At 41.7% G+C, this 15,969-nt stretch carries 16 protein-coding genes; 13 read left to right on the top strand and 3 right to left on the bottom strand.

The features are described 5' to 3' along the window. Window positions 1-27 precede the first annotated feature (27 nt). The 6 genes from H7J92_RS04165 (at window position 28) to H7J92_RS04140 (ending at window position 4,935) form a co-directional block, all read left to right on the top strand. On the top strand, window positions 28-375 hold the full coding sequence (locus H7J92_RS04165) for a hypothetical protein (RefSeq protein ID WP_221835505.1): 348 nt from the start codon (window positions 28-30) through the stop codon (window positions 373-375). After that, window positions 353-526: a hypothetical protein gene (locus tag H7J92_RS04160; protein WP_221835504.1), complete on the top strand. Its 174-nt coding sequence runs from the start codon at window positions 353-355 to the stop codon at window positions 524-526. Before H7J92_RS04165 ends, H7J92_RS04160 begins: the two co-directional genes overlap by 23 nt. A 562-nt stretch (window positions 527-1,088) precedes the next feature. Next, entirely contained in the window at window positions 1,089-1,331 is a 243-nt protein-coding gene (locus H7J92_RS04155; protein WP_221835502.1) for a DUF2188 domain-containing protein, read from the top strand. Between the two features lie 582 nt (window positions 1,332-1,913). Continuing rightward, complete coding sequence (locus H7J92_RS04150) at window positions 1,914-3,161, top strand: S-layer homology domain-containing protein (RefSeq protein WP_221835500.1); 1,248 nt, start codon at window positions 1,914-1,916, stop codon at window positions 3,159-3,161. Window positions 3,162-3,706: 545 nt separating this feature from the next. Beyond that, window positions 3,707-4,054, top strand: a complete 348-nt coding sequence (locus H7J92_RS04145) for a hypothetical protein (RefSeq protein WP_221835499.1) — start codon at window positions 3,707-3,709, stop codon at window positions 4,052-4,054. Window positions 4,055-4,164: 110 nt separating this feature from the next. Then, window positions 4,165-4,935 carry a PIN domain-containing protein gene (locus H7J92_RS04140; RefSeq protein ID WP_221835498.1) on the top strand — a complete coding sequence of 257 codons (771 nt, stop codon included), beginning with the start codon at window positions 4,165-4,167 and terminating at the stop codon, window positions 4,933-4,935. 202 nt (window positions 4,936-5,137) lie between these two features. Here H7J92_RS04140 and H7J92_RS04135 read toward each other — a convergent pair whose 3' ends face one another. Then, the gene (locus tag H7J92_RS04135) at window positions 5,138-6,940 is read right to left on the bottom strand and encodes a S8 family peptidase (protein ID WP_221835497.1); all 1,803 of its coding nucleotides are present in this window, start codon (window positions 6,938-6,940) and stop codon (window positions 5,138-5,140) included. A 335-nt stretch (window positions 6,941-7,275) separates the two neighbouring features. On the opposite strand from H7J92_RS04135, the gene H7J92_RS17915 reads away from it, so the two are divergent. Continuing rightward, window positions 7,276-8,532 carry a D-alanyl-D-alanine carboxypeptidase family protein gene (locus H7J92_RS17915; protein ID WP_343228072.1) on the top strand — a complete coding sequence of 419 codons (1,257 nt, stop codon included), beginning with the start codon at window positions 7,276-7,278 and terminating at the stop codon, window positions 8,530-8,532. Window positions 8,533-8,638: 106 nt separating this feature from the next. On the opposite strand, the gene H7J92_RS04125 is transcribed toward H7J92_RS17915, so the two are convergent. Next, a complete protein-coding gene (locus H7J92_RS04125) occupies window positions 8,639-9,466 on the bottom strand; it encodes an EcsC family protein (protein ID WP_221835495.1) in 828 nt (275 codons plus the stop codon). A 69-nt stretch (window positions 9,467-9,535) separates the two neighbouring features. Next, a complete protein-coding gene (locus H7J92_RS04120) occupies window positions 9,536-10,144 on the bottom strand; it encodes an RIO1 family regulatory kinase/ATPase domain-containing protein (RefSeq protein ID WP_009766045.1) in 609 nt (202 codons plus the stop codon). A gap of 522 nt (window positions 10,145-10,666) precedes the next feature. Here H7J92_RS04120 and H7J92_RS04115 point away from each other — a divergent pair. The 6 genes from H7J92_RS04115 to H7J92_RS04090 are packed head-to-tail and all read left to right on the top strand — an operon-like array spanning window position 10,667 to window position 15,920. Then, the gene (locus tag H7J92_RS04115) at window positions 10,667-12,352 is read left to right on the top strand and encodes a propanediol/glycerol family dehydratase large subunit (RefSeq protein WP_221835493.1); all 1,686 of its coding nucleotides are present in this window, start codon (window positions 10,667-10,669) and stop codon (window positions 12,350-12,352) included. A 14-nt stretch (window positions 12,353-12,366) separates the two neighbouring features. Continuing rightward, entirely contained in the window at window positions 12,367-12,954 is a 588-nt protein-coding gene (locus tag H7J92_RS04110) for a propanediol/glycerol family dehydratase medium subunit (protein ID WP_221835491.1), read from the top strand. Next, complete coding sequence (locus tag H7J92_RS04105) at window positions 12,951-13,373, top strand: diol dehydratase small subunit (protein ID WP_221835489.1); 423 nt, start codon at window positions 12,951-12,953, stop codon at window positions 13,371-13,373. Before H7J92_RS04110 ends, H7J92_RS04105 begins: the two co-directional genes overlap by 4 nt. A gap of 3 nt (window positions 13,374-13,376) precedes the next feature. After that, the gene (locus tag H7J92_RS04100) at window positions 13,377-15,215 is read left to right on the top strand and encodes a diol dehydratase reactivase subunit alpha (RefSeq protein WP_221835487.1); all 1,839 of its coding nucleotides are present in this window, start codon (window positions 13,377-13,379) and stop codon (window positions 15,213-15,215) included. Next, window positions 15,212-15,553, top strand: coding sequence for a glycerol dehydratase reactivase beta/small subunit family protein (locus tag H7J92_RS04095; RefSeq protein WP_009766040.1), 342 nt, complete (start codon window positions 15,212-15,214; stop codon window positions 15,551-15,553). Before H7J92_RS04100 ends, H7J92_RS04095 begins: the two co-directional genes overlap by 4 nt. Continuing rightward, a complete protein-coding gene (locus H7J92_RS04090; protein ID WP_009766039.1) occupies window positions 15,525-15,920 on the top strand; it encodes a GlcG/HbpS family heme-binding protein in 396 nt (131 codons plus the stop codon). Before H7J92_RS04095 ends, H7J92_RS04090 begins: the two co-directional genes overlap by 29 nt. The last annotated feature ends 49 nt before the right edge of the window (window positions 15,921-15,969 follow it).

The following is a 15,969-nucleotide window of genomic DNA, read 5'->3' as shown; positions in this document are numbered from 1 at the left end:
AAATGGCTGGGTGTTTAAGACGTATGAATGGCAGCCGGAAGCAAGGAACTTTTTATAATACGTGTAAGAAAACTGCTCATAGAGGATGAATGGTACAGTGAAGATTTTGTGGAAGAAATGTTCCAGGCTTACAAGGACCTGGTGGATAACTGGTACAAGATTGACAAGAATATTAATCCGTTCCCATACAGAGCATTACCCAAAGACTTGGCAGGTCGGCTGAGGAAAGGCTACATTCTTGATGAGGGTTTAAGGAAAGGACAAATCATCACCCATTACAAACAGCTGTATCCCTCTCAACTGAGTGAATATGAAGCGGAAGGCGGTTATTATGCCTATCCGGATGGCCAGAATGTTTACGATAAATATAATTGAGCTGAGAGGCTACTATTATAAAGATTCAGTATCCGAATTGAGACAGATGTTTGGCGAGTCTGTTCACGAATCACAGATTGGCCTGATGAGAGATGAACATAAAGAAAGAGATGCCGGGACGAGCTATGAAACAGGCGATATTATGGATTAAGACATAGGGGATCATCTGTAAAGGAAGAATATGATGGCGAAGAGACTATCGATGTTTATTTGCCTGGGGGAGGGCTTTTACTGAAAACAGAAATAAGGCCCCCGCAAGGGTTAAACACAAATCTGAATTGGATATAATAGAAAGTACAATCAACTGTCCTCTGGGATGTTTGGCTGCTTTTTCGTTATTTAGTAAAAGCCAATATCGTGCTGTCAAACTTCATGTTTGGAGTAGATCAGGCAATTACCTGGACAGAAAAAGCAGAAATGATTACAAGCTATGAAATTGGTAAAGGAAAAGATTCCCGATGTAGGGTACTAGAATTTCGTAATTAAGTATTCTTAAAGATTGGGAATAAATACCCGTAAAATTTTGCTGATTAATGATTTGTCGGCTAAAGAGCTTTCTCAACTCTAATGTCTTGCATAGTTTTGCGTACCCTTGATTATTCGGCTTTACTAATGTTTTCCCTGTAAGAGGGCCTTCCAAATCAACTACCTGTTTTATCCTCCTGCAACGGGGTATGAAATAAATAGAATAAAAAAACTGGGGAGGCTTCGGAATGAGCAGAGAGCAAAATGAGTACTTTGAAGACCGTGCGGGAACGAAAGAGGCACGCTATCATGTCGTGCCGCATGAAAACGAGTGGGCAGTGAAACGCGAAGGTGAGGATGAGCCAATCTGCACAACGGATTCTCAAGATGAGGCGATCGAAGAAGCGAAGCAACTGGCGGAAGAAGATGGAACGATGGTTTATATCCATAACGATCGTGGTCGGATTGAAGAGCAGATTGATTTTAAATAGTTCCTTGCGCAGTTCGAATCGAGTCTGAAAAACTGAAGGAGGAACAAGCAAGAGCTTACGAATGATTGGAATGATCGTTCGTGTGCTCTTTCTGTTTGTTGCGTTTTCTGCAGACCAAAAAACTGCACACGGCAAAGATGGATCCTCACAAAAAATTGGATATTGTTGACATGTCCGCGCAACCGGCTGGAGCATCTACCTGGCTACCAAAATTTTCTAGGTAAATGGGGGGCTCCGCGCAAGGCTGAGAAGTATCCGAACAAAACCAGGAAATGCCGACCGCAAATTCTGTAGCTTCGACAACGAGTTGCTATTCCTTTTTACAGCAGCAGTAGCAGAACTGTATACCTGGTCAGACCTGTCAATACCGGTTCAAAATCCCCGAAAATACCGCGATAAAATTCACTGCTTTCTAAATCAATAAGTAGATGACTGAACAACTCAAAATAACGTTGAGTATGTATAATATACAGCGAAACTTCACAATTCCGTTCGAAAAATTCACTATATACTACCTAATACATCATTGGTAAAATATGATTAGCTAGTAATCATATTTTACTAGACAAGAGGAGGGAGTATATGAAGAAGATTGTATCGATTGTCAGCTGGACCAGCCTGTTGCTATTGGCTTCATTCATTTTCATTGGAACAAACCAAGCATCAGCGAAGGAGTTCAAAGATGTGCCCAAAAGCCATCCGAATTATGAGGCGATCCAGGCAATGCAAAAGGCTGGGTATATTGGCGGTTACCCTGATGGGACATTCCGTCCGAATGAAAAAATTAGCCGGAAGCATGTAGCGCAGTTGCTTGAAAAGGCAGTGAAGCTGCCGGGACTGTCATCCAGTAAGGTGATTTATACGGATGTGCCGAAAAGTCATCCATATTACACGCCGATCATGAAACTGTCGCAAGCGGGAATTGTAGGTGGATCAAATGGAAAGTTTAATCCGAATTCTACCATTACTCGCATCCAAATGGCGAAAGTGTTGGACTTGGCATTCGACTTGCATATGGGACCTTACCAACGACCATTTGAAGACGTTAATAGCAATCACTGGGGATATCCACATGCAAGCGCAATGTATTCGAGCGGTGTATCAAAAGGGGATAACGGAAAGTTCTACCCGAGTCGACCTGTCACGCGGGCGCATTACGCGGAATTTTTACAGCGCGCAATCAATGTCACTAAATCACGTCCGAATACGACTGCTGTGACGAAAGGAAAGGCAGTGGACCTTTCATACCGCCTGCCGCATATTATTGAAGGGATTATTTTAGACGGAAAATATAAGAAGAAATCATTCAATACTATTCGTCCGCAATTACTTCAGTATGTGACGAAGGAGTTTGCGGATACGAAATTGAAGAACTATTATCCGCATGCATGTACAGAATGCGATAGTTTCTATTTTCCATACTATGTAGATACGAGCATCAGATTCAGCTTCAATCAGCCGAACAGTAATGCGGTCAATGTGAAAACGGTTGAGTTTTCAGATGGCTTGTCTGGTGGCGGGTTTGTAGATTATAAATTCATAAAAGAATCAGGAACTTGGAAGATGGCGAATTATACGTATGAAATGGTAGGGAAACAGCATCTGCAGCTTACGGTTAACGAAGCGCAAACGATTCTAAAACAGGATTATCAAGGCTATGGTCACCGCGATGTTACCGTAAGCTATGTATCGACTGTACGAGACACGGCTCATGATTATAAAGCTGATCAAAAATATTCGTACGATAAGTATGTATTTAGAGTCGAAACAAACAAAGGCCGTTTTAAGGTAAGCTTCCAATCTAATGATGGAATGCATTATGAAGACTAAGAACTGGACTTGATATAAATCAGAGAGTTGATTAAGGGAAAAGAAGGAAGTTTTTAACCGGTTGAACTGCATCCTAATTGTTAGTGATTGTTTAACAATTGGGGTGGCAGTTCATTTTGCATTAGCGGACTTATTTGTATTGATACATTATATGATCGTGGAAATGTTAGATGAAATAGAAGCAGTGAAATTTAAAGAAATCATTTTTATCTCACCTTTCCATTTTCCGTAACCTGTATACACACCAAGACAAACGACCCTCTCAATTTAGCCGTCTTTGCTAAAATGCATAATTCGCATGAGTTACTTACTAGTCACGAGAAAGAGAAAGAATATAGTTAATTCTTAATACACTTTGCCTGTTTGAATATTTTACATACAATAGGGTGGGGATAAATACTACTGTAAAGTTGGAAATCCAATTATCGAAAGTACACGCCAAAATGCACGAATTGTCCTTATGTTTTAGTTAAGATCTCTAAGCGTCACACGGAATTATAGCCTGCCCTGTCAACCGAGCGGAAAAAAAGGAGGGAGTGTTGGAAATGTGGAGCTTGTTTAGAAAATTGTTGTTGCCTCGTGAGCACGATGAATTTTCGGAGCTGATGAAGCGGGCAACTGATTTATCGGTGAAGGATCCAAAATGGAATAATTTTAATAGCAATTCTTTTTTATTTGGTTCGAGCAGTCGACATGACGATTTCTCTGATGAGATGGATGAATTGGAACGTCAGCAATTTGAGAGTTTAGAAATTCACCATTCCCATATGGATATGCATGATCCTTACATCAACCCAGGTGTCAGTATAGTGGTCGATGAATCCTATCATGGGATCGATCATGGAAGTGCGGATTCGGATTTTACACATCATAGTGGACATGATGGTTTTTAAGAAAGGATACTACAGTTGGAGGAAGAGTAAAAATGGTTCTTATTTTCATATTTTCTTACCTTGCTAAAAAAGAGGCTAGTACTTCACTTATTAGTTCGGCGGTTACCAGTATGATCGTTTTTAATGCAATCTTAAGTCTATATTTCCTATTGTTGCATCCTAAAATCACCAAAGGAAAGCTTAGTGGGGGAATGGCCTCCTTCCTATCCTTTGTATCCATAGGTTTGGGACAGGCTTATAATCGACAGCTTGTTAAAAGTATTTTGTTTCTTGCCTTGTATCTCGTTCTGTTTGTCAGAATAACGAAACAAGGGGATGATTTCTCGGGCTGGGCTATTTTCTTCGTACTGTTCGTTTTACCGATTCTCTCTATGATTGAGGCCAATTACAGTTCAAGAAGAATGAATCAACGACTTGCAAAAAAACAGCAAAAAAAGCAGATGGAACAACGTGCGGGACTTCTTACTACATATCATGAAAATAACCACCAGTTTGCGGTCGATACGAACATTCTCATGCATGATGCAGATTTGTTGATCCATTTATTGGGTACTAAGCAAATCAAGCTCATCATCAGTAGTCAAGTTTTTAAAGAATTAGATGGGTTGAAGAACAACAAAGAAAAATTGACTAGAATGCGTGCGCAATTGGCGTTTGATGTAATAGAAGCGTATCAGCGCAAAGGTTTGCTAAAGCTAATTCAAGTGCCTACATATGATAAGCTGCAAAAATTGGCCTTGTCAACGTCTGCTGACGAGAAAATCATCGCAACCTATTTATATGAATTCAAAAACGGTGCAAACAATTTGCTGTTTTTGTCAAATGACAAAGGTGCCCGCATTATTGCTCGTAACGCCGGCATGCCGGTTGCGGAGGTGTAATATATGATATCGCCGCATTCTCGAGGAACAGCTACCAGATTCACACGCCATCCAGTCAGTTATCCAGAGCATTGAAAGAATGAAAGATTTCCTGAGTTAACCATAATCACATGATGGTCTCGGCACTTTGTGAATGAAATTAAGAACAAAAAACGGCTGACCATCCCTCGGGCTGGTCGGCCGTTTTCTACTTCCTCATTTCCTACCGTACAATAAACCGCATATTTACGTTTTCAGTCAGTAATTTCCCGTCTTTAGCCTGGACCCCTTGTCGAATGTTCAGGTAGTAAGTTCCCAGTTCCCATCGACTTTGCGGTGCAATTATTAACTGGTCAGGAACCGCGGGATTGAATGTAACGTTAAAGGTCGTAATCGGCTGTTGTCCATCCGCCCTTTTTGAAATCTGAATGTGCTTCTTATAATTCATGCCCTCGGCTAACGGTTTATTGAACTTCACAACAAATTGTTTTGAAGTGTTTACGGTTAGATCCGCAAATGTGCCGACGAATGGTTTTGGTGCATCCACGATGACTTTAGCTGTCGCTTTATACTTGCCATCGACTGTTTCAGCAGTGATGATTGCTTCTCCTTTTGAGACTGCGGTCACCATCCCTGATTGGCTGACGCTAGCAACTGTTGGTCGGGAAGAGGTCCATACCACGTTCCGATCGGTTGCATTTGATGGTGTGATGGTTGCTGTCAATACTGTTTGTTCACCCGCATCTCCATCTTCACCCGCAAGTAGGCGTATCATTGTCTGGTTCAATGAAATCCCTGTGACCGGCACAGTTTGTTTCTGAATCAACAACTGTTCGAGTTCAGCCTTTACTTGCTTGCTGTTTAATAAGCCGAAACCATATTCGGCATCTTTTCCAGCTTGACCCAAATCTTTGGCGGTTTTTGTTAGGACCTCTGTAATTTCCTTCACCGACAGTTCCGGCACGATAGCTTTCATCATGGCCACCGTTCCGGCGACAATCGGAGCAGAAAAGGAGGTTCCATTCGCTATGACGTAGTGATTGGAAATCCCGGTCGTATAAATTTGTTCTCCTGGTGCCACGATATCGACTTGGTTATTATAGTTGGAGAAATCGGACCGGCTATTCCGTTGATTCACGGATCCAACGGAAATGACTTCATCGTAAGCAGCTGGATACATAGTGGGGTTGCCCTTTAACGCATCATTCCCTGCAGAAGCGATGATCGGGATACCTGCCCTCACTGCCCGGCGAATAGCATCTTGTTCAATAGTTGAAGGCGACGTGCCCCCTTGGCTAATATTGATGACATCGACACCTTGTTGAATGGCATAATCGATCGCTCTTAGATTATCCGCTACCGTTGATTTGCCGTCATCATGCACGGTCTTTAATGGAAGAATGGAAACACCATAACTACCCGTTACACCGGCAATTCCTTTTCGATTGTTGCTGTTGGCAGCAATGATACCTGCTACGCTCGTTCCATGGCCATTCACATCTTGAATATTTTGTGTTTGATCGATAAAGTTGAAGCCACCCGGCGCAATTCGCCCGACTAAATCTTCATGAGTCGTGTCAATTCCTGAATCAATGACCGCCACGACTGCCTGCTTTTTCTGCTTGGCGGCTAACGGCCATAGCTGCTCGGCTTGTACATGCGGCAACCACCATTGATTAGTGTAAAAGACATCGTTGGTGACCGAGACACTTCGCTCGTGGTTTGGTTCAACTGTTTTTATAAATGGATTCTTTTCCAGTTTTTCTGCTACTAGCTTTACATCTGCATCATGAGGGAATGAAAGAAGTTCAACGGATGGCGTCAGCGTTTCCACTTGCTCTACTGTTTCAGGAAGCGGGACGGAAGCTGCAATAGATTTCGGAAGCTCTGCATATTTCACAAGCAATTCATTAGAAGAAGCATCTGCTGTTTCCGCAAATGTAAATGCTGCGCCAGGTCCCAAAACTAGAAAAACGGCCATGAGATAAGACACTATATATCGTAAAGAGGTGTATGATTTTTTCACCTGTTAGTCTCCTTCAAATATTGATTTAGGATACTATTTTACTATAAACGTAGAGTGATTGTCTCGCTACTTTACTTGAAGATAGAGTGCAAATTAAATATAAATGACTGACATAATCTATTTGGAATTAGTATAATGAGATTAGATAAATTATTTGGCATATTTGAGGAGGAATAGCCGTGTCTGTTGATACATTAGCGGTGTTCACAGCAAACATGGAAGGATAGAAACTTTAAGCTAGTATAAAAAACCTTTGGAGTAGCGACATGTCAGCATTTGAAAAGGTCTTAAAGAAGTAAATTTTTTATAGAAGGGAATGTCACAAGTTGATCAAAATGAAATCCTTTCAATACATATTGATAACATTACTGCTCATATCAGTATCATTCAGCATGAAGGCGCAAAAGGCAAGTGCATTCAGCGATGTAAAAGAAAATAATCCTTCATTCGATTCCATTCAATGGGCATATGTGAAAGGTATTATTAGCGGTAATGCAGACGGTACATTTCGACCGCAGGCGTTTTTGACGGAAGCGCAGTTTGCTGCCATGCTGACAAGATATTACGCAGCTTTTCAGACTGAAGCTGGCCGCTATAAAAATCTGGATCATACCGTTTGGTCGAACAGTACATACGAAGCATTATCCAGATTCCATATTCCGTTATTAGGTTATGAGAACCCGGCGTATAGAAATCAGCCGGTCTCGAGAGGATTACTTGCTCAGGTCTTTGCTTATGTAAATGGAGAAACGCATGAATTGGAAGGGGCTGTCCGATATTTATTGAAAGTGCAAATATCAACCGGTCAATCTCCTCAAAGAGCAAACCTCTTGGAGCAATTCGGTGCAAACAACCGGTTGACGAGAACACAGGCTGTTGTCTTTTTCCATCGGTTGCATGCGCAGAAAAAGATTGATCTTGCAAAGCCGTTGATTACAAAGAAACTCGAAGCACGAGTTGGATCCAAAGAAGCACAACTTGCCAAAAAGCTTGCAGCGCAAATGGTGGATTCCCGAGTCAAACTGAAAGAAGTATCAAAAGCGGAATACATTAAAGGTCAGCAACTTCCTGCCAAGCCGACATATATCAAAAATCTACTGTTCGTCAATAAACAGTATCCATTACCTAAGCAATTCGCACCTGGTGAAAATAAAACAGCACGTGCGCAATTTAAGAAGATGGCAACCGAAGCAAGGAAATCCGGTATTCGTCTTACCGCATTCAGTACATATCGTTCTTTCGATTATCAAACAAGCCTTTATAAACGATACGTCACAAGGGACGGTAAGAAAGCCGCCGACCGTTATAGCGCCCGCCCAGGTTATTCCGAACACCAAACCGGCCTGGCATTCGATATCGGTGAAACGAATCAAAATAAACATTGGGCTGCAACTTCCTTTGGGCAAACACCGGCAGGAAAATGGGTGGCAGCCAATGCCCATCGTTTCGGCTTCATCATGCGTTATCCGCCGGGAAAAGAAAAAGTAACAGGATTCATGCATGAATCCTGGCATTTTCGTTACGTAGGGAATGAAGTGTCCAAACGCATATATAAAGAGGGTTTGACGTTGGAAGAATACCTTGGGATTTGAAGAGAGAACCTCGAATGAAGTGCACCCTAAAAGTTAGATTCTGTCTAACAATTGGGGTGCATTTCAGTATAATTACATAACCCTATCCCTTTTTTATTCGACACTACTAGGCATCCAAACACGAGCTGTCACTTGAATCATGCAGTATATCCAGCCTCTCAACAATCCTTCTTTTTCGATAAAGCATTTTTCCTGCTTCGGCAATGTCATTGACAGCGGAACGATTAATGAAGGCGCCAAACACGAGACCTGCAATCGGAATCATTTGGAAAAACTTTTTCCAACCAAGTTGATCTCGATAGGAAAAAAACACCTCACGCCAGCCCTGTAGTTCAGATAAAATTTCACGCTTTGAAGCATCGTCAGGTGAATCAAATTGTGATAATTGAGTCAGGATGGCTTGTTTGCCTACAATGTCGGCTGAGACATATTGCATACATTTTACGATGAACAAACGCTCTTCTTTAATATTTGGATCATAGCCATAACAAATCGCAATGTCCTGCAATGTTTTTAGTTGCAAACTAAGTAATAGTGGAATGTCGATCGATAATGTGAAAACACCGCCAATGCCAGTGCCCGCGCCTTGCAGTGTTGCTAGTTTTTTTCTGTTGCCCGTAATTTTTTCGACAGCGACATCCATTGTAGAAACGGGTAGCTTTTCTACATTTGCTAACGTGCTCACATCAAAGTCCGGGTAATAAGAAGTAATTTTAGAAACTGAGCTTAAATAACTCCCGCCTGTTTGGATATACTGACCGAGCTCGTCAAGGAGTATACCAATTTTACGTTGAATAAAATCGGGCGTCCATTTATCGATTATTTTAAACGGCAGTCGCCCTAGCTTTTCCCAAAACCATAAATCACTCTGATTGTTCTCCCAATCTTGTACTTTTTTAAGTTCTTCTGTTAACCATTCTCTAGAATCATTCATCGTTCTTCTCTCCTTTTCCTTAGAATTACCTCGTTTTCCCATTTTAATGCTTTTGTATTCCACATCTATTCATGCCCGAAAAAATGGTATGCACCTTTTTTTATATAGGATAGCAATGAAGTTCAGAAATGGAGCAGAAACCTTCTTTGGAAATAAACGTTTGCAATAAAAATTTACATAGGCTCTTTTTAAATTATCCCATTGCCGGCAATCCTTTGTTTGTCTAAAACGAGCAACATCAATGAGTTTTATCTCACCAGTAATAGTGACAATAATATTGCGCAAATGAACATCGGATGGATTTAGACCCCTTGCAGCTGCTAAAGATAGTGCATCGTCAATTTGTTTAATATGGGCGGACGTGATGATTTCTCCTTTAGACAAGCACTCAAATAGAGTATGGCCCTCTATATAATCCATCACAATATAATTCGATCCTGAATCATACACAGCCGGATAATACGTGATGTTTTGAAGCTTTTTATAAATGTCGGTTTCCTCTTCAGCAATATAAGAAAAGGCAGGGAAATATACTTTAATTGCCTTCATGGTGGATTTTATTCTAAACACAAATGCACTTCTACCTGTGCCAATATGCATTAACGAATCATCATAGTGAATTAAACGGTTTTCCTTGTTTATAGTGACTGTTTTTGCAAGTTCTTGATAGCTTTGCAAAGTTTGACCTCCAATAAATTAAAAATGAAAAAGGCGATATGTCCAATTATTGGTCATATCGCCTCTAAATAAATAAAAGACCTCACCAAATAAACGGTAAGGTCTCGCAAACAACTAGTGTTGTAAACAAAGCCGGGGAATGAACTCCCGTATTGACGACTTTGCTTTATAGCTACTCCCCTTAAAGGAAGTTGTATATTTTTTTGTATGTTCAGTATAAACGCTGAAGGATTGGGTGTCAATTGGATATGCTTTTGATTATAAATACACAATTAAAACTCGGCTGATGCAAACAGCCTGGCAATGGTAACTATATCTGCCAACTGGATGAGAAAAACATTTTGGATTCGTTACTATAGCAAATACTTAATATAGATTCTTCGTCTCATCCGAAAAATGCTAATCCACAGTTTGAAAAAGTATCGATATTCCTAAGTCGAGTATCGATTCTATAGAGCAATGAATAAATACATAGCTTATAATCGATTGAATAGATTGAAAATTTAGAAAGGAAGTGCTTACATGAAACCGAGCCCAACAGCAGTCAGACGTTCCAAGCGTTTTCAAGTCTTGGAGGATCGGCCTGTCAATAAGGATGGATTTGTACATGAGTGGCCGGAACAAGGATTTGTTGCGATGTCCAGTCCGAATGATCCATCGCCGTCTATTGAGATACAGGATGGCCGCATTGTCGAGTTGGATGGAAAACTGCGTAAAGATTTTGATATGCTAGATCAATTTATTGCGGATTATACAATTGATGTTGCAACTGCCAACGAGATGATGAACACGGAAAGTGTGGATATCGCAAGGAAATTAGTAGATATCAATGTGTCACGTTCTGAAGTATTAGCGATTGTAAAAGGTTTGACCCCTGCCAAAATAGTAGAGGTGCTCAATCAATTAAATGTGGTAGAGATGATGATGGCGCTTCAAAAAATGCGGGCCAGAAAGAAACCTTCCAATCAATGTCACGTGACAAATGTTCGAGATAATCCTGTCTTGATGGCGGCAGATGCGGCAGAAGCTGCGTTAAGAGGATTTGATGAGCAGGAAACGACGGTAGGAGTTGTGCGGTATGCACCATTTAATGCGCTTGCCCTTTTGGTAGGTTCCCAAACTGTCAGAGGCGGTATTTTGACGCAAGATGCATTGGAAGAGGCAACGGAATTACGATTGGCGATGCTTGGTTTGACGACGTATGCAGAGACGATTTCAATATACGGAACAGAGTCCGTTTTTAAAGATGGAGACGATACCCCATGGTCAAAGTCATTCTTGGCATCTGCATATGCTTCAAGGGGATCGAAGATGCGTTTCACTTCAGGCACGGGTTCCGAAGTACAAATGGCAGGTGCGGAAGGAAAGTCGATGTTGTACTTGGAAATTCGCTGTATCATGATGGCAAAAGGTGCAGGTGTCCAGGGACTGCAGAATGGTTCGATTAGTTGCATTGGGATTCCAGCTGCTGTTCCAAGCGGAATTCGCGCAGTATTGGCAGAAAACTTGGCTACGACTATGTTTGATTTAGAAGTAGCTTCAGGAAATGACCAAACTTTTTCTCACTCTGAAATACGCCGCAGTGCAAAGATGCTATGTCAAATGTTGCCTGGCACAGACTTTGTCTTTTCAGGTTATAGTGCGGTTCCGAATAGTGATAATATGTTCGCTGGATCGAATATGGATTCATCCGATTTAGATGATTTTTTAATTATACAACGAGATATGATGGTGGACGGTGGTTTGCGGCCAGTTGAAGAAAGCGAAGTAATTGAAGTGCGCTATCAAGCTGCCAAGACGATGCAAGTACTTTTTGATGAACTTGGTTTTCCCGCGATTACTGAAGAGGAGATCGACGCGGCAACGTATGCGAATAGCAGCGACGATATGCCGAAACGAAATGTGATGGAAGATTTAAAGGCTGCTGAGAGCGTGCTGAAAGAAGGCATTACAGGATTGGATGTGGCTTTGGCTTTAGCGAATAGAGGCTATCATCAAGTAGCCGAAAGAATTTTCAATATGCTTAAGCAGCGTGTGGCTGGGGATTATTTACACACTTCCGCAATAATTGATGAGAATAATATTGTACGGAGTGCCGTTAATAATGAAAATGACTATACAGGACCGGGAACCGGTTATCGAATGAGTGAGGAAAGATGGGAAGAAATCAAGAATATTCGCCAAGCAATCAGTCCAAGTGAGTATTGAGGAGGTGTCATCAGATGAATTATTCATATTCAATTGAAATGCAAATGGATGATCAATCACGAGCGGCTAAAGGATCGGATCCGAAAGAAGTTGTCATTGCTGTTTCACCGGCTTTTGGGAAAGCGCTTTCGAAGACGATTGTTAGCGTAGAGCATAGTGAAGTCTTGCGTGAAATTATCTCCGGGATTGAAGAACAAGGCGGTGTAACACGTGTAATCCGTAATTTTGAAACTGCTGACTTAGCGTTTATTGGGCATCTTGCTGCTAAATTGAGCGGCTCAGGAATAGGAATCGGCATTCAGTCTAGGGGGACTACGATCATTCATCAACGGGATTTAGATCCATTAAGTAATCTGGAACTCTTTCCGCAATCACCGCTGATTACACTTGAAACCTATCGTGATATCGGTAGAAATGCCGCTTTATATGCACGGGGAGAGAACGTTGATCCTGTTCCGGTTGTAAACGATCAGATGGCTAGGCCCCGCTACCAAGCAATTGCAGCAATATTGCACTTGAAAGAAGCGCAAGAAATTGTAAGGGGCAAGCCAGCTGTAAATGTAGACTACAGCTTTACCATTTCAGAGGAGGAAACCGTATGAGCCGATTGACAAGACAAGATTACCCATTAGGACAGAAAAGAACAGACGTATTATTTACGCCAACGAACAAAGCCTATGATGACTTGACTTTAGAAGCGGCGTTAAAAGGAGACATCTCGAGTAAAGATTTACGGATCAGCCCCGAAACTTTAATTATGCAGGCGGAAATATCGGAGAGTATAGAGCGAGACCAATTAGGGAGAAATTTTAGAAGAGCTGCAGAACTAATTTCGATTTCTGATGAAAGAATTCTCGAAATCTATAGTGCCCTTCGTCCTAACCGTTCTTCTTATGATGAATTGCTGACGATTGCTGATGAATTGAAGCGTGAATACCAAGCGTTTGAAAACGCCAAGTTAGTAGAAGAGGCGGCTGAAGTATATAGCCGACGAAACATATTGCGTATAGACGAGGAATAAGGAATGAGCAGGCAACTTATCGCAGGAGTGGATATTGGGAATTCATCAACAGAGGTAGCGATTGTAGAAGTATGCGGAAATGAGGCCGTATTTTTAACTCAGCATCTTGTCCCGACGACTGGGATTAAAGGAACGGTTACTAATATTAAAGGAATCAAATCATGTCTGCAGCTAGCTATGTCAAAAATTAATCGAACTATTTCTGAGATTAATATAGTTCGAATCAATGATGCAGTACCAGTTATTGGCGATCTCGCCATGGACGTCATCAGTGAAACGATCATTACGGAATCTTCTATGATCGGTCATAATCCGGATACGCCCGGAGGAGAAGGAATAGGGATTGGTCAAACCATTTTGATCGAGCAATTGCTGCAACATGCCGAGGAAAATAAACCCTATATTGTAGTAGTGTCAAAGAAATTCGATTATGAATGGGTAGCCTATCAGTTTAATAAATTTGAAAGACAAGGGATCCAGATCAAAGGAGTCATCGTACAGAAGGATGACGGGGTTTTAATCCACAATCGCCTGCAAATGAAAGTGCCTATCGTAGATGAAGTGGCCATGATTGATAAAGTGCCGATAGGAAAAAAGGCAGCAATTGAAGTGGCGCCTCCTGGACATGTCATTCGGATGCTCAGCAACCCTTTTGGACTCTCTACTGTATTTGATTTAACCCCCGAAGAAACGAAACAAGTAGCGCCTGTTGCCAAATCATTGGTCGGAAATCGTTCGGCCGTCGTGATACGGACACCGGCGGGGCAGATCGCAGAGCGGAAAATTGAATCAGGAAGCATCACAATGGTCGGTAATAGGATGAGTGTGAAAGTTGACGTCAATGATGGTGCGGATGAAATTATGGAGTCCTATAAAAAAATAGGTGTGTTGAACGATGTACAAGGTGAACAAGGTACGAATGCAGGTGCGATGTTAAATGGCTTGCGTCAGGACTTGGCGGAAGTAACGGATCAAACTATACATGAAATTCGTATTACAGATTTACTTGCAGTCGATACAAAAATTCCTTCTTCTATTCGCGGAGCACTGGCGGGTGAAATCACTATGGAAAGTGGAGTGGGGCTTGCTTCGATGGTGCAGACTAAAAAGACTTCCATTCAGACCGTATCTTCGCTATTAGAGAAAGAGCTTGGTGTATCAGTTGAAGTGGGAGGAATTGAAGCGGAAATGGCGATAGCCGGGGCGCTGACAACGCCGGGAACGGAACGGCCTATCGTCATATTGGACATGGGTGGCGGTTCCACGGATGCAGCGACGAATGATGAAAATGGAACGATTCGAACGGTTCACCTAGCAGGAGCTGGAGATATGGTGACGCTGCTGATCAATACGGAGCTATCGCTTCATGATCTTGAGCTGGCAGAGAAAATAAAGAAATATCCGCTTGGAAAACTACAAAGTCTCTATCATATGCAATTGGAGGATGGGACCTACTTGTTTTCCGAAGAACCGTTTCCTCCTGAGGCATTTGGAAAAGTAGTTATTCGGGAAGAGAAAGGGATTACTCCTTTGCCGATCCGCCATTCAATGGAACAAATTCGTACCATCCGACGAGAGGCTAAACGAAAAGTATTTGTTACGAACGCCATTCGTGCACTAGAGCAGGTACTCCCTACCCACAATATTAGACACATCTCTTTTGTAGTGATGTTAGGTGGATCCGCACTGGATTTTGAAATTCCGGAAATGATCAATGATGAGTTATCCAAATATGGTATTGTCGCAGGCTTCGCAAACATTAGAGGAACAGAGGGACCTAGGAATGCGGTGGCAACGGGGCTGGTCTTATCTACTTTGAAAAGGCGTGATGATAGGATATGAAACACACCACAGTATACATCCCCATCTTCTTATCGGAATCAGTAGACCAACTGCTTGTCAAAGAAGTATGTGCAGGGCTTGAGGAAGAAGGAGTTCCATTTGCCTGTAAACAAATTTCAGATGAAGGATTCAGCTTTACTTCTTTGCAAGTCAGCATTCTAATCCGAAATGAACATGCCATATCAATCTTTCATGAAAAACTACCTAATCGTCCCTATTTAATAGAAAGAAAACAAAACGGCAGAAGAGCAGGACAAAATGCTGCCCGATTAGTAAAGGGCCTGCCATTATTTCTTGAGGAGGAGTATGATGACAGAACTGAATTTAGAGACAGCTAAAAAAATGATTGAACACGCTGAAGAAAAAGCTAAAGAAATTAAGATTCCTATGGTGATTACCATTGTAGATGGCGGTGGGCATTTATTGGCATGTCATCGAATGGACCAATCCTTATTAGCTAGTATTGATATTTCACAAAATAAAGCATGGACTGCTGTTGCGTTACAAATGCCAACTTCCCAATTATATGATGCAGTACAGCCTGGCGGAGAACTTTTTGGGATTAACACTACGAATAATGGAAAAATTGTAGTGTTTGGAGGTGGAATTCCTATAAAGAGTGGTGATCGAATTATCGGAGGCATAGGCGTCAGCGGCGGTTCGGTTTCTGAAGATACTGAAGTTGCGGAAGCTGGTCTCGTTTAATTAACATAATATATTTCCTTAACCCTCCTGTTGGTTTACATGAAATAGA

The organism is Sporosarcina aquimarina, assembly GCF_019748715.1.
In the GTDB taxonomy this organism is placed as follows: domain Bacteria; phylum Bacillota; class Bacilli; order Bacillales_A; family Planococcaceae; genus Sporosarcina; species Sporosarcina newyorkensis.
Note: the sequence above shows the minus strand (reverse complement) of the source record. Positions and strands in the feature narration are given on the sequence as shown.

Bases quoted from the DNA above. Each gene is read 5' to 3' on its own strand.
- H7J92_RS04165 (WP_221835505.1), top strand. From the start codon at position 28: ATGGCAGCCGGAAGCAAGGAACTTTTTATAATACGTGTAAGAAAACTG.
- H7J92_RS04160 (WP_221835504.1), top strand. From the start codon at position 353: ATGTTTACGATAAATATAATTGAGCTGAGAGGCTACTATTATAAAGAT.
- H7J92_RS04155 (WP_221835502.1), top strand. From the start codon at position 1,089: ATGAGCAGAGAGCAAAATGAGTACTTTGAAGACCGTGCGGGAACGAAA.
- H7J92_RS04150 (WP_221835500.1), top strand. From the start codon at position 1,914: ATGAAGAAGATTGTATCGATTGTCAGCTGGACCAGCCTGTTGCTATTG.
- H7J92_RS04145 (WP_221835499.1), top strand. From the start codon at position 3,707: ATGTGGAGCTTGTTTAGAAAATTGTTGTTGCCTCGTGAGCACGATGAA.
- H7J92_RS04140 (WP_221835498.1), top strand. From the start codon at position 4,165: ATGATCGTTTTTAATGCAATCTTAAGTCTATATTTCCTATTGTTGCAT.
- H7J92_RS17915 (WP_343228072.1), top strand. From the start codon at position 7,276: ATGAAATCCTTTCAATACATATTGATAACATTACTGCTCATATCAGTA.
- H7J92_RS04125 (WP_221835495.1), bottom strand. From the start codon at position 9,466: ATGAATGATTCTAGAGAATGGTTAACAGAAGAACTTAAAAAAGTACAA.
- H7J92_RS04115 (WP_221835493.1), top strand. From the start codon at position 10,667: ATGAAACCGAGCCCAACAGCAGTCAGACGTTCCAAGCGTTTTCAAGTC.
- H7J92_RS04110 (WP_221835491.1), top strand. From the start codon at position 12,367: ATGAATTATTCATATTCAATTGAAATGCAAATGGATGATCAATCACGA.
- H7J92_RS04105 (WP_221835489.1), top strand. From the start codon at position 12,951: ATGAGCCGATTGACAAGACAAGATTACCCATTAGGACAGAAAAGAACA.
- H7J92_RS04100 (WP_221835487.1), top strand. From the start codon at position 13,377: ATGAGCAGGCAACTTATCGCAGGAGTGGATATTGGGAATTCATCAACA.
- H7J92_RS04095 (WP_009766040.1), top strand. From the start codon at position 15,212: ATGAAACACACCACAGTATACATCCCCATCTTCTTATCGGAATCAGTA.
- H7J92_RS04090 (WP_009766039.1), top strand. From the start codon at position 15,525: ATGACAGAACTGAATTTAGAGACAGCTAAAAAAATGATTGAACACGCT.